The organism is Mesorhizobium montanum (assembly GCF_033977145.1).
GTDB lineage: Bacteria > Pseudomonadota > Alphaproteobacteria > Rhizobiales > Rhizobiaceae > Mesorhizobium > Mesorhizobium montanum.
In genome coordinates, this window is sequence record NZ_JAVIJF010000020.1 from 90665 (window position 1) to 102622 (window position 11958).

The 11958-nt window shown below is 61.1% G+C and carries 12 protein-coding genes; 9 read left to right on the top strand and 3 right to left on the bottom strand.

The annotated features are described in order from the left end of the window. Nucleotides 1–10 precede the first annotated feature (10 nt). From RFM68_RS25120 to RFM68_RS25160, 9 genes are all read left to right on the top strand, one after another. Nucleotides 11–1072 carry an NADH:ubiquinone reductase (Na(+)-transporting) subunit F gene (locus RFM68_RS25120; RefSeq protein ID WP_320235724.1) on the top strand — a complete coding sequence of 354 codons (1062 nt, stop codon included), beginning with the start codon at nucleotides 11–13 and terminating at the stop codon, nucleotides 1070–1072. 49 nt (nucleotides 1073–1121) lie between these two features. Next, complete coding sequence (locus tag RFM68_RS25125) at nucleotides 1122–2180, top strand: aromatic/alkene monooxygenase hydroxylase subunit beta (RefSeq protein WP_320235725.1); 1059 nt, start codon at nucleotides 1122–1124, stop codon at nucleotides 2178–2180. Nucleotides 2181–2197: 17 nt separating this feature from the next. Continuing rightward, on the top strand, nucleotides 2198–2569 hold the full coding sequence (locus RFM68_RS25130; protein ID WP_140756853.1) for an MmoB/DmpM family protein: 372 nt from the start codon (nucleotides 2198–2200) through the stop codon (nucleotides 2567–2569). Nucleotides 2570–2640: 71 nt separating this feature from the next. Continuing rightward, entirely contained in the window at nucleotides 2641–3663 is a 1023-nt protein-coding gene (locus tag RFM68_RS25135) for an amidohydrolase family protein (protein ID WP_320235726.1), read from the top strand. A 5-nt stretch (nucleotides 3664–3668) separates the two neighbouring features. Then, nucleotides 3669–4466: an iron-sulfur cluster assembly protein gene (locus tag RFM68_RS25140; protein ID WP_320235727.1), complete on the top strand. Its 798-nt coding sequence runs from the start codon at nucleotides 3669–3671 to the stop codon at nucleotides 4464–4466. 77 nt (nucleotides 4467–4543) lie between these two features. Beyond that, nucleotides 4544–6175, top strand: a complete 1632-nt coding sequence (locus tag RFM68_RS25145) for a molecular chaperone GroEL (RefSeq protein WP_320235728.1) — start codon at nucleotides 4544–4546, stop codon at nucleotides 6173–6175. 37 nt (nucleotides 6176–6212) lie between these two features. Continuing rightward, the gene (locus RFM68_RS25150; RefSeq protein ID WP_320235729.1) at nucleotides 6213–7256 is read left to right on the top strand and encodes an NAD(P)-dependent alcohol dehydrogenase; all 1044 of its coding nucleotides are present in this window, start codon (nucleotides 6213–6215) and stop codon (nucleotides 7254–7256) included. Between the two features lie 70 nt (nucleotides 7257–7326). Then, nucleotides 7327–8016: an MIP family channel protein gene (locus tag RFM68_RS25155; RefSeq protein WP_320235730.1), complete on the top strand. Its 690-nt coding sequence runs from the start codon at nucleotides 7327–7329 to the stop codon at nucleotides 8014–8016. A 137-nt stretch (nucleotides 8017–8153) separates the two neighbouring features. Further along, nucleotides 8154–8651: a DUF1097 domain-containing protein gene (locus RFM68_RS25160; protein ID WP_320235731.1), complete on the top strand. Its 498-nt coding sequence runs from the start codon at nucleotides 8154–8156 to the stop codon at nucleotides 8649–8651. Nucleotides 8652–8752: 101 nt separating this feature from the next. On the opposite strand, the gene RFM68_RS25165 is transcribed toward RFM68_RS25160, so the two are convergent. From RFM68_RS25165 to RFM68_RS25175, 3 genes are all read right to left on the bottom strand, one after another. Next, on the bottom strand, nucleotides 8753–10828 hold the full coding sequence (locus tag RFM68_RS25165; protein WP_320235732.1) for a sigma-54-dependent Fis family transcriptional regulator: 2076 nt from the start codon (nucleotides 10826–10828) through the stop codon (nucleotides 8753–8755). A 105-nt stretch (nucleotides 10829–10933) separates the two neighbouring features. Next, entirely contained in the window at nucleotides 10934–11407 is a 474-nt protein-coding gene (locus tag RFM68_RS25170) for a hypothetical protein (RefSeq protein WP_320235733.1), read from the bottom strand. A gap of 171 nt (nucleotides 11408–11578) precedes the next feature. Further along, nucleotides 11579–11884, bottom strand: a complete 306-nt coding sequence (locus tag RFM68_RS25175) for a ribbon-helix-helix domain-containing protein (RefSeq protein WP_320235734.1) — start codon at nucleotides 11882–11884, stop codon at nucleotides 11579–11581. Nucleotides 11885–11958 lie beyond the last annotated feature (74 nt).

The following is an 11958-nucleotide window of genomic DNA, read 5'->3' on the forward strand; positions in this document are numbered from 1 at the left end:
GGAGGTCCGCATGTCGGAAACCCACACGGTCAGGCTTAGCCCGGTCGGCGTCGATTTCGAGGTCGAGCATGGCGAAACGGTGCTCAACGCCGCGTTCCGCCAGGGCATCGCCCTGCCGCATGGCTGCAAAGAGGGGCAATGCTCGGCCTGCAAAAGCGTGTTGCTCGATGGCGAAGTCGACATGCTGAAATACTCGACCTTCGCGTTGAACGACATGGAGAAGGAGAGCGGCCACGTCCTTTTGTGCCGCTGCATCGCCTACTCCGATCTGGAAGTCGAGCTTCTCAACTACGACGAGGAGATTTTGGCGAAAGCGATCGCCGTGAAGACGTTCAAGGGCCGGATTGCTCGGATCGAGCACCTGACCCACGACATTCGCGGCATCGAGATCGAACTCGGCTCGCCGATAAAGTTCTGGGCGGGGCAATATGTCGACATCACGGTTACCACGCAAAAAGGGGAGACGATTACGCGCTCGTTCTCCATGGCAAATACGCCGGACCAAACCGAAAAACTCTCCTTCATCATCAAAAAATACCCTGAGGGAAAGTTCTCCGGAGAACTCGATTCCGGAGGCATCAAGGCCGGAGCCGAGGTCACCGTCGTCGGACCCTACGGAACCTGTTTCCGCCGGGACGAACGGCAGGGACCCCTGATCCTCGTTGGGGCCGGATCGGGCATGTCACCGATTTGGTCGATCCTCAACGACCATGTGAGGAGCGGCGAGAAACGTCCGGTCTATTTCTTCTACGGCGCCCGAACGCGCAACGACCTGTTCTATCTCGACAGGATCGCCGAGCTGGTCGGCCGGCATTCGGAGGTCACCTTCATTCCCGTGCTGTCGCACGCGAACGATGATGCCGAGTGGCAAGGCGAACGCGGCTTCGTACACCAGAGTGTCGACGCCACGCTCAAGCAACTGGCGGTCGACGGGCAGGGCGATGTCCATGCCTGCGGCCCGCCGCCGATGATCGATGCGCTTCAGCCGGTGCTGTTCATGAACGGGTTCGAAGCGGAGCGAATCTTCTTCGACAAGTTCACCACATCGGCAAGTGCAACGCCGGCCCATTGAGGGGCGGCCACGCAAAGCCAATCACAACTGCAACAAGGGAGAGAGAACTATGCCTGCAACCTCGAGTTCAGTCGGATCAGGAGCCGCCGGCGCGGCGATCTTTGCCGACTCCGACAGCCGGAAGTACCGGTATTTCGACCCGAAGGGCCAGCGTGCCACCCACTATGAGGACATGACGGTTGACGTGCAGCCCGATCCCGAGCGTTACCTGATCCAGGACTGGATCATCTCATTCGCCGACGGTAAGGGCGCTTATGTCAAGCAGAACACCGCCGCGCAGAGCTCCAACTGGCATGCCTTCCGCGCCCCCGATCAGGAATGGGAGCGCACGCACTACCAGCGCCAGTCGAAGATCGAGACGATGGTGCAGAGCGTCATCAACAATGCGCGCAAATCCGGTGCACCGAAGACCTTCGACAAGGCCTGGGTCAAGATCCTCCAGGCCCAGCTCGGCGCCTGGAAGCATGCCGAATTCGGGCTCGGCACCTCGCTGATGCAGGCGCAGCGTTACGGCTATACCCAGATGATCAACAACGCGACGCTGACCAATTCATCGTACAAGCTGCGGCTTGCGCAGGACATCACGCTCTACCTTGCCGAGATCGGCATGGACTTGCCCGGCTGGGACGACGAACTCGGCAAGAAGACCTGGCTCGAGGACAACAACTGGCAAGGCACCCGCGAAGCGGTCGAGACCATCATGGGCGCGACCGACTATCTCGAACAGTATTTCGCCATCAACATCGTCTTCGAACCGCTGGTCGGGGAGGTGTTCCGCTCCGGCTTCCTGATGCAGATCGCCGCCGCCAACCACGACTTCATCACACCGGCGGTGATCTCGGCAGCCGAAGCCGACTATGAGCGCAACCTCGCCAATACGATCGACCTCATGCACCTTCTCGCCAATGACGATACGCATGGCGCCGCCAACCGCAAGCTCTTCCAAGGTTGGGTCAAGAAACACGGCGCGCTCGCCGACAAGGCAGCCACCGGCCTGCAGCCGATCTGGTCGATGCCGCATTCCAAGCCGGTCGCGTTCGCAGATGTCCGTGCCAAATCCGACGAACGGATTGGCCAGATCCTTGGCGAACTCGGCCTCAAGCGCTGAAAAAAGGGGAAATTATCATGTCACTATCAGCACGCGATGCCACGCATTCCAACATCTTCAAGGAGATGAAGGACATCACCTTCGAACAGACGATTTCGCACCAGTGCGGCGTCACCATGAACGACTCCGTCGAAGCCAGGGCCATCGCTGAATTCATGGGCAAGAAGCCTGGGGTGACGATCACCTACCAGCCGGCGCTGATCCGCATCGACGGTGACGGCAAGCTGATCTTCAAGATGGACGCCATCGGTGAATACCTCGGCCGCGAAATTTCAGCCGAGACCTTCGAGGTCAACACCTCCACCCACTACGGCCGCATGGTTCGTGTCGACGACAACACGGTGATCCTGTTCGGCAACATGGACGAGATGTTCGAATACATCGAGTAGACGCCAAGAAACTGGCGCGCCGCCGACGTGCGGCGCGCCGAACCGATCAACGCCATCCTGCGGAGGAAAGAATGTTTAGAACACCGGAAGGCAAGGATATTTTCGTAGTCGACGGCCACACCCATTTCTGGGACGGCAGCCCCGAGAACCAGAAGAACATCCACGGCAAGCAGTTCATCGAGTGCTTCTATGCCTATCACACCGGCCTGAGCCCCAAGGACCAGTTGTGGGAGAAGTCGAAGTTCGAGAAATACAGTGCCGACGACCTCTATCGCGACCTGTTCATCGACGGTCCCGATGATGTGGCGATCGTCCAGTCGACCTATCTCAAGGACTTCTACAAGAACGGCTTCAACACGATCGAGCGCAACGCCGAGGTGGCCAAGCGCTATCCGCAGCGTTTCATCGTCAATGGCGCCTTCGATCCGCGCGACGGTGAGAAGGCGCTTGAGTACATCCACTTCCTCAAGGAGACCTACGACGTCAAGGGCGTGAAGATGTACACGGCCGAATGGAACGGCGCCTCCAAGGGCTGGAAGCTCACTGACCCCGATGCCTACAAATGCTTCGAACTCTGCGACAAGCTCGGCATCAGGAACATCCACGTCCACAAGGGTCCGACCATCATCCCGCTCAGCAAGGACGCCTTCGACGTGCATGACGTCGACCACGCGGCGACGGATTTCCAGAACCTCAACTGGATTGTCGAGCATTGCGGCCTGCCGCGTCTCGACGATTTCTGCTGGATTGCCACGCAGGAAACCAACGTCTATGGCGGACTGGCCGTGGCGCTGCCCTTCATCCACTCCCGCCCGCGCTATTTTGGCGAGGTCATCGCCGAACTGCTGTTCTGGATTGGGCCGGAGAAAATCCTGTTCGGTTCCGACTACGCGATCTGGACGCCGCGTTGGCTTGTCGAGAAATTCTGGGCCTACCAGATCCCCGAGGATATCGCCGCGGAACGCGGTGTGCAGCTGACCGACGAGATCAAGGAGAAGATCCTCGGCCTCAACGCCGCGCGCCTCTACAACATCGACATCGAAGCCAAGAAGAAGGCGCTCGCCAGTTCGCCCTTCAGCATCGCGGCGGAGTAGGGGCCATGGCAACCGCCAGCGTTTCCGGCAGCCGCAAGAACGAACTCTGGCGGTGCCTTGGCGAGGTAAACGACCCCGAGCTCGACGAACCGATTACCGAGATGGGCTTCGTCGAGCGGGCCGAGGTGACGAGCGATGGCAGTGTGGATATAGATTTCCGCCTGCCGACCTATTGGTGCTCGCCCAACTTTGCCTTCCTCATGCTGGACGGCGTCCGCAAGGCGCTCGACCAGCTTTCCTGGTCGCCTGCCTATCGCGTCAAGCTGCACGATCACATGTTCGCGGAAGAGGTCAATCGCGGCATGGAAGCCGGCAAGACATTCGGCGACATCTTCGCCGAGCTTGCCGAGGATCAGGATCTCGGGGCCTTGCGCGAAACCTTCAGGATGAAGGCATTCAAACGGCGCCAGGAAGCGGTTTTGCGCGGGCTGCGGCAGCAAGGCCTAACGGATCGGGAAATCCTCGAGATGGATCTGCCGGTATACGACGTCGCCGGGTTCGAACCGGGCGAAGCGGCCAAACAGAAGCCGAGATACAGGGCCGCCCTGCTTGAACGTTTTCCCGATCGCCGGGCATATGATCCGGTCTTCGTGACGTGGGATGGGGAGCGGATTCCGCCCACGGCCCTGACTGGGTATCTCGGCGAACTGCGCGGTGTACGCATCAACATGGAGTTCAACGGCGCGCTTTGCCGGGGGCTCAAACAAACAAGATACAAGGAACTGGATGTGGTCGACGGCGAACCGACGCTGGTCGATTTCATCATGGATCGCGTGCCGGCTCGAGCCGCGCCGACCGCCTGAGGCTGAACTGACAACAACGGCCTCCCTCGCACGAGGCCCCTAACCAACAACCCGCCCGTAAGGCGGAAGGAGGAATCATGCCCAAAATTATGCTTCACAATTCCGAGGCGCGTCGTGCTCTTGCCCGCGGCGTCTTTCGCCTGGCCGCTGCCGTCGAGCCCACGCTCGGCCCCAAAGGCATGAACGCGATGATCGATCGGCCGATCGGCACACCGATGGTGACCCGCGACGGCGTCAGCATCGCCTCCGAGATCGAACTGCACGACCGCTTCGAGAATATGGGCGCGCAAGTGGTCCGCGAAGTATCGATGCAGACCAACGAGGTCGCCGGCGACGGCACCACGACCGCCATAGTGCTTGCCAACGCGCTCATCCAGGGTGGCATCGAAGCGAATGAACGCGGCGTCAAATCCGTCGATCTGTGCAAGGGCATCGACCTTGCGGTGGCTGCGGTGGTGGCCGCCCTCAAGGCCTCGGCCAAGCCGGCCAAAGGCAACGGCATCCTGGCTTCGGTCGCCAATATTGCTGCGACCGACTCGAAGCTTGGCGCCCTGGTGGCGGAAGCCCATCAGCGCGTAGGAGCCGAAGGTGTCATCACCACGGACTTCAGCGTCACCACCGAGACCACGCTCGATGTGGTCGAGGGCATGTCCTTCGAACGCGGCTATCTCTCGCACCACATGGTGACCGACCAGGAGAAGATGGAGGCGGTTCTCGAACGACCCTACATCCTGATCACCGATCTCAAGATCAAGGAGCCCGAAGCGCTGGATGCGACGCGCCGCATTGCCGACGAGCATGGTCGACCGCTGCTGATCGTGTCCGAGGAAATGTCGCCGGAAGTTGTGGTGACATTGCTCGGCAAGCAGGGGCCTGGAAAATATCTCGTTGTCCATCCGCCGGAATACGGCCATTGGCGCAAGGCGATGATGGAGGATCTGGCGATCATCACCGGCGGCAAGGTGATCGCTCGCGAACTCGGCGGCCGGCTGGAAGACATCACCGCCGAAGACCTTGGCACCGCCGACCGGGTGAAAACCAGTTCGTCCTACACCTCGATCATTCGCGGCGGCGGCGACCATGCCGCAATCGCGTCGCGTCGCGCCCAGGTGCAGCGACAGTATGAAGCCTCGCCGCCGAACATCGACCAGGACAAGCTGCGCGAACGCCTTGCCAAGCTCTCCGGCGGCACCGCGATCCTCTATGCCGGCGGCGTCACCCCGGTCGAGCAGAAGCGAACCATTCAGCTCATCGAGGATTCGCTGAATGCGGTGCGCGCCGCATTCGAAGAAGGCGTCGTCGCCGGCGGTGGCTCCGCACTTGCCCAGATCGCGCCGCTGCTCGACAAGGTGGTGGCCGGCGTCGACGGCGATGTCGCCGAAGGCGTACGCCTGGTGCGGTCGGTGCTGTCGAAGCCGCTCTGGCGCATCGCCGCCAATGCCGGCGCCGATCCCGAGGCAGTCGTGGCGGAAGTCACACGCATCAATGGCGGTTACGGCTACAACGCATCCGCCGGCAGCTACCAGAACATGTTTGAGGCAGGGATCATCGATCCCGTCCGCGTCACCTATACCGCGCTGGCCAATGCAGCTTCCGTGGCGACGCTGATCCTGACCACCGAAACGCTGATTGGCCATCTCGCAGAGGATGAGGATCCGACGGCCGGACCGGCTCGCGGCGGCGGCTCTGAAAAGCTCGGCCGCGCCTAGGCAATCCGAACAATCTCGACGTTGAAAGGATACGACGATGAAAGCTGCAAGACTTTACGAATATGACCCGAAGATGAACGTCCAGCTCAAGATCGAGGAGGTCAAGGCGCCGACGATCACCGCTCCCGACGAGGTGATCGTGCGGGTCGGTGCCGCCGGCCTCTGCCGCACCGACCTGCACATCATCGAGGGTGTGTGGAAACCGACGATGGATCCCGAAGGCACCCTCTTGCCTTACATCATGGGCCACGAGAATGCCGGTTGGGTCGAGGAGGTTGGCAGCGGCGTCAGGTCCGTCAAGCGCGGTGACGCCGTGATCTGCCATCCCTTCCGCTCGTGCGGCATCTGCCTCAACTGCCGACACGGCGAGGACATGTACTGCGACAATGGCCAGTTCCCCGGCCTTGGCATGAACGGCGGTTTCGCCGAGTACTTCATTACCAGCGAGCGCTCGCTGATCAAGCTGAACGCCAACGTCACGCCGATCGAAGTGGCGCCGCTGGCCGACGCCGGCATCACCGCTTACCGTGCCGCCAAGCGGGCGGCGAAGCTCTTGCGGCCCGGGAGTTACTGCGTCCTGCTCGGCATAGGCGGACTCGGCCATATCGCTCTGCAGTCACTGCACGCGATCTCGGGTTGCCGCATTATTGCCGTCGATCGCGAACCGGCTGCGCGCGTGCTGGCCAAGGATCTCGGCGCCGACTTCGTTCTCGATGGCGGGCCGGACGTCGTCGAGGAGGTAAAGGCGATCACCGGCGGCGGCGCCCATGTGGTCATCGATTTCGTCGGCGAGCTCGGCGTCGAGAACATCTGCTGGAAAATGGTACGCAAGGGCGGACAACTGTTCGTCGTCGGCTATGGCGGCAACATCAACGTGCCGACCGCGCATCTCGTCATCGAGGAGATCAACATCGGCGGCAGCCTGGTCGGCAACTTTACCGAGCTTGTCGAACTGATGGAGCTCAACGCCGACGGCAAGGTGAAGATGCACTACACCGAGTACAACCTCGCCAGCATCAACACCGCCCTCGACGATTTCAAGAACCGGCGGTTCACCGGCCGCGGCGTCATCGTACCCTGAAACATTGAACCGGACTTCGCGCGGGCGCGTGCGCGTCCGGTCCCATTATCATCCAGAGGGAGAGAAACATATGAACAAATACGTCTGTGAATTCATCGGAACCTTCGCGCTGGTTTTCTTCGGCTGCGCGACGGTTCTGTTCATGCGCTCCGAAGTCGGCCTACTGGGCGTCGCAATGGCCTTCGGCTTGTCGGTGGTGGCGATGGCCTATTCGATCGGACCCATTTCCGGCGCCCATCTCAATCCGGCAGTAAGTCTCGGCTTCTTCCTCGCCGGCCGAATGAAATCCAATGATCTCATCGGCTATGTAGTCGCGCAATGCGCTGGGGCGATCGTTGCATCGGCGGTGCTCTACGTGATCGTGCAAGGCAGGGGCGGCGGCTACGACGTGGCGGCAAATGGCTTCGCCCAGAACGGCTGGTCGGCCTATTCCGCAACTTCCGCCTTCCTGTTCGAGGCGATCGCCACATTTCTGTTCTTGCTGGTGATCCTGCGCGCCACCGCCGAAGGCGGCGCCGGTCCTCTGGCTGGTCTGGCGATCGGCCTGACGTTGGTCATGATCCATCTAGCCGGCATTGCTGTGTCCGGATCATCGGTCAACCCGGCCCGCTCGCTTGGCCCGGCTCTGTTCTCTGGCGGCGCAGCGCTATCGCAGCTCTGGCTCTACATCGTGGCGCCCTGCCTGGGCGCCGCCGCCGCCGGGCTGGCCTTGCGCGCTGGCGTAATCGGCACGGCCGAAACGGCTGCGCAGCCGGCCTGATTGCTTGCCGGACTCGGCCTGCAATTCTTCTTCAACCCAGTGGGGGACGCCATGGCGTTTTGCGTGTCGGGGACGTCAGCGAAGCGCGATCCTGACACGAGTTTCTTGGCTTCGAGGTTTGGAAAAGGGAGGACAACATGGATCTTATTACAGGACTGGCCGTGGTCATCGGCATTATGGGTGGCATTGCAACATGGGCGGCAATCACGATAGGCAGTCCTTATCTGCTGATCTGGGCGGTATTTGTCGGCTGGGGTAGCTTTTATCACTGTAGCGGCAAGGAAGCCGGGTTCAGGAATTCGGCGGTTGCAAACCTCTGGGGGGCGATCTGTGCGGCCGCCGCATTGGTAGCCCTGACGTCCATCGGTGTTACGGCGATGATGGCCGGTATTTGCGTCGGTATTTCAATTGTGGTCCTGATTCTCGCCGCCAAGCTGCCGTTGCTCAGCGCCATTCCGTCAGCGGTCTATGGCTACGCAACGACCGCCGCACTTTTTCTGCTTGGTGCCGCCGCCTATGGTGATGGTGCCAGCGGCATAATCAAGGTCGCAACCGCCGTGGTGATCTCGCTGATCATCGGCAATGTTCTCGGCTATGTCTCAGAGAAAGTGACTGGGGCTGTCGTAAGGACCTGATCATGCCTGGCGACCGCTGCTTCCAAGGCAACCAGTCGCCGAACATTTTCCAGCCCGCGGCGCGAATGCCGCGGGATTTTTTGCCGGTGGCAGGTCTGACCCTAGAGGAAGCCCCGCCGAATGCCGTATTGGCCGAGCTTGCGATAGAGCGTCGGCCTCGAAATCCCAAGCCTCAGTGCGACCTTGCTGAGATTGCCGCCCTCCGCGGCAAGCGCATTCTTGATCGCCTGACGTTCGGCATCCTCGAACGAACACACCGGTTCTTCGAGCATGGCTGCGGGGTCGCTGTGGATGTTGTTGCGGTTGCCCGCATTGATTTCCCCGGGGAGGTCCTGGAGTTCGATCGTGCTGACGCGTGCCAGTATGTGCAGGCGCTCCACCAGGTTCTTCAGTTCGCGCACATTGCCCGGCCAGCGATAGGCGAGCAGCGCGTCGAATGCGGCGCTTGAAAACTCCAACGGCTTATTGCCGGCCAGCGCCGCGATCCGGCGGTTGAAATGCTCAATCAGCAAAAGTATGTCGTCGCCGCGCTCGCGCAAGGCCGGGACTTGAATCGAGACGGCGCCGATCCGGTAGTAGAGGTCACTGCGGAAGCGCCCGGCCGCCACTTCCTGCTTGAGGTCGCGGTTGGTCGAGGCAACCAGTCGCACGTCCACCGGCCGGCCCCTTGAGTCGCCGATGCGGTGGACCACACGCTCTTCCAGGACGCGCAACAGGAATGGCTGAATCTCGAGTGGCAACTCGCCGATTTCGTCCAGGCTGAGCACACCGCCATTGGCCATTTCGAAGATGCCAGGCTTGCCCTCACGCGAGGCTCCGGTGAAGGCCCCGGCTACATGGCCGAACAATTCGCTGCCGAACAATTCCTTGGTTATCGCCCCACAATTCATTGCGATGAACGGATCATTTTCGGTGCGCCGGCTGCCGGCATGGACAAGCCGCGCGAACAGCTCTTTTCCAACGCCGGTTTCACCCTCTATGAGCAATGACGTGACGCCGTTCGACCGCGCCACGCGGGAGGCTACATCGACGGCGGCGAGCAGCTTCTCGCTTTCACCGACGATCATCGCCGCGGCTGTCTGCAGGTGTTTGTTCACCTCCCGGCTTATTGTCATCGCGCTGGAGACGGCCGGCACGGAGGGGAACACCAGAGCTGCGCCGCGAAGGTCGCCGTCGAGCTTCAGCGGCGTAACCTGGCAGGATCGCAGATGCGTCGGCAGCGCCTTGGCGAGATCGGCGTCGGAGCCGGACGCCGGCAGGTTCATAAGCCAACGGCCGCGGCCCGGTTCCATCGGGCCGTCCATCATATCCGTCGTGTCGCCGTTGGGCACATTGTTGCAGAAGATCGCCCGGCCACGGTGATCGACGATCACCAGCCCGTCCTTTCTGCGGTAGCTGGGGGCCGAGGAAATAAAGGCTTCGAGCAGGCGCGTGCGCTGCTCCTGCTGCTGTTCGGCCAACGCCTTTTCGATCTGCCGGGCGGTAGCGGCGACGAGCGCGGTGTTGTGCGGCCGGAAGATCGGCGAATAGCCTGAGAGGTCGACGACCCCGATGATCTTGCCGTCGAGCGGGTCGCGGATCGGTGCGCCGGCGCAGGTCCAGGATTTAATCCCGGCGCAGAAATGCTCTGCCGCATGAACGAAAGTCGGCTCACCGGTCCACAGCGCCGTGCCGATGCCGTTGGTGCCGACGGCGTCCTCGTTCCATTTGCCGCCGATGCCCAGATGGATATCCATGCCGTCGTGCAGGGTCTTCTTGTCGCCGATGGCGTCGATCAGCACGCCGTCACTGTCGGCAAGCACAAGCATCGCGCCTGTCCCTTGCAACAACTGGCCAAGGGAGTCGAACGACCGCCGCGCCGCCGAAAGCAGTTCTGCATTGGACCGGGTCAGATATTCGATCTCGTCGCGATCACTGCTTAGCGGCGCTTCAATCCCCTGGGCGTTGATGCCGCCGGTGACGCTGCGATACCAGGAATCGTGAATAAGCGAGCGGACGTGGTTTGGTCGGACAGCGTCGCGGGCGCATTTGGGCGCGTCGGCCAGAAAATCTTCCCAGGCGCGCATAGTGGCGCGCTCGTCATAGTCGATGTTGCCCAGAATTTGCCCGGCGGTCAGCGACGCACGCGCCGGAAGAGCATCGATCTTCATCTGATTGGGGCCTATCTCGCGTTTCATTCAGTCATCACAGAACCTATTGAGGTATGCTATTTCTGTATGCTGTCGGGTTTCGCAAGCTGACGCGGATTGGACGTGCACAAGCACGCCCGGGCGTCTGCCTCATTAGTCGATGCCGAGTTTCGCGCCGATATCGGCGGCAAGCTGTTCTTCGGTATAGGTGGGCGCAAGGCGGGATCCGTCCAGCCCAGCAAGTGCTTCGGCGACGGTTGCGTCGACCGGCGAGAAGAAGCCATTCTGTTTCGTTGCCAGCACGAAGATCTGGTCTCCGCCCCGGTTGCGGATATCGCCGATGTGATGAAGTTGGCGGCCCGTGTTCTGATCCTTCGAGATCACGCGGCCGTTGATGGTGACCTGGATGGATTGCTTGGCTTCGGCCACACGCGCGGCGGTGGCGCCAACATGAATGATCAGGCCTTCCGCCTTCGGTTGCTGGCGCGGCTTCCTGGAAGCCGAATAGCCGCCCCCGCTGATCTGATCGGCAAGGCGAACGATGGTCGAACGGTTTTGCTCAATCAGTTTCTTGACTTGTACGTCCTCGCGCCGCGGGCCATCCCGCTTGGAGATGATCTCAACCATGAATCCTCCCAGATTCGCTTGGCGTCGCCGCTAGTACGGCTTATTCCTCTTTTGATGTGAACTCTACACCGCCTCGGTGAAGTTCGCCATTCTAATCCCATAGCGCCAAAATTCAGGTCGTCGGTAGCAGGCGGCTGCTACACGGGGTCGGGTGTTTTGAGAAATACCGTGTCAGGCTGCCTTGTTCGCCAATTCGGAGGCTTCGCTGTCAAGTGATTGCCTGTTGCGCAGGTAGAGTGCGCACGTGGTGCGCAGCATAGAGGCAAAGTTCGGGATACGGCCGTTGATCTCCAGCGCTTCATCATAAAGCGTCGAGAGGAATTTCGGCGCCGTCATCCCCTGTCCATGGGCGATCTCGTCCAACAGGGTCCAGAAAGTGGCCTCGAGCTGGATGCTCGTCGAATGGCCACCTATTCGAACTGAGCGATTGAGTAGCCGATACCCTTCCGGATCCTGCCCGGCAAAGACCCTACACATGCGAAGACCTCCCGTTTGATGCCGCTTTGGGCTAAGCGCGGTTTCTGCGCCCGCTCGCCTGATGATACTAACCC

What these genes read in the sequence shown, in the direction of transcription:
- RFM68_RS25120 (WP_320235724.1), top strand. Translation starts at nt 11, where the DNA reads ATGTCGGAAACCCACACGGTCAGGCTTAGCCCGGTCGGCGTCGATTTC.
- RFM68_RS25125 (WP_320235725.1), top strand. Translation starts at nt 1,122, where the DNA reads ATGCCTGCAACCTCGAGTTCAGTCGGATCAGGAGCCGCCGGCGCGGCG.
- RFM68_RS25130 (WP_140756853.1), top strand. Translation starts at nt 2,198, where the DNA reads ATGTCACTATCAGCACGCGATGCCACGCATTCCAACATCTTCAAGGAG.
- RFM68_RS25135 (WP_320235726.1), top strand. Translation starts at nt 2,641, where the DNA reads ATGTTTAGAACACCGGAAGGCAAGGATATTTTCGTAGTCGACGGCCAC.
- RFM68_RS25140 (WP_320235727.1), top strand. Translation starts at nt 3,669, where the DNA reads ATGGCAACCGCCAGCGTTTCCGGCAGCCGCAAGAACGAACTCTGGCGG.
- RFM68_RS25145 (WP_320235728.1), top strand. Translation starts at nt 4,544, where the DNA reads ATGCCCAAAATTATGCTTCACAATTCCGAGGCGCGTCGTGCTCTTGCC.
- RFM68_RS25150 (WP_320235729.1), top strand. Translation starts at nt 6,213, where the DNA reads ATGAAAGCTGCAAGACTTTACGAATATGACCCGAAGATGAACGTCCAG.
- RFM68_RS25155 (WP_320235730.1), top strand. Translation starts at nt 7,327, where the DNA reads ATGAACAAATACGTCTGTGAATTCATCGGAACCTTCGCGCTGGTTTTC.
- RFM68_RS25160 (WP_320235731.1), top strand. Translation starts at nt 8,154, where the DNA reads ATGGATCTTATTACAGGACTGGCCGTGGTCATCGGCATTATGGGTGGC.
- RFM68_RS25165 (WP_320235732.1), bottom strand. Translation starts at nt 10,828, where the DNA reads ATGAAACGCGAGATAGGCCCCAATCAGATGAAGATCGATGCTCTTCCG.
- RFM68_RS25170 (WP_320235733.1), bottom strand. Translation starts at nt 11,407, where the DNA reads ATGGTTGAGATCATCTCCAAGCGGGATGGCCCGCGGCGCGAGGACGTA.
- RFM68_RS25175 (WP_320235734.1), bottom strand. Translation starts at nt 11,884, where the DNA reads ATGTGTAGGGTCTTTGCCGGGCAGGATCCGGAAGGGTATCGGCTACTC.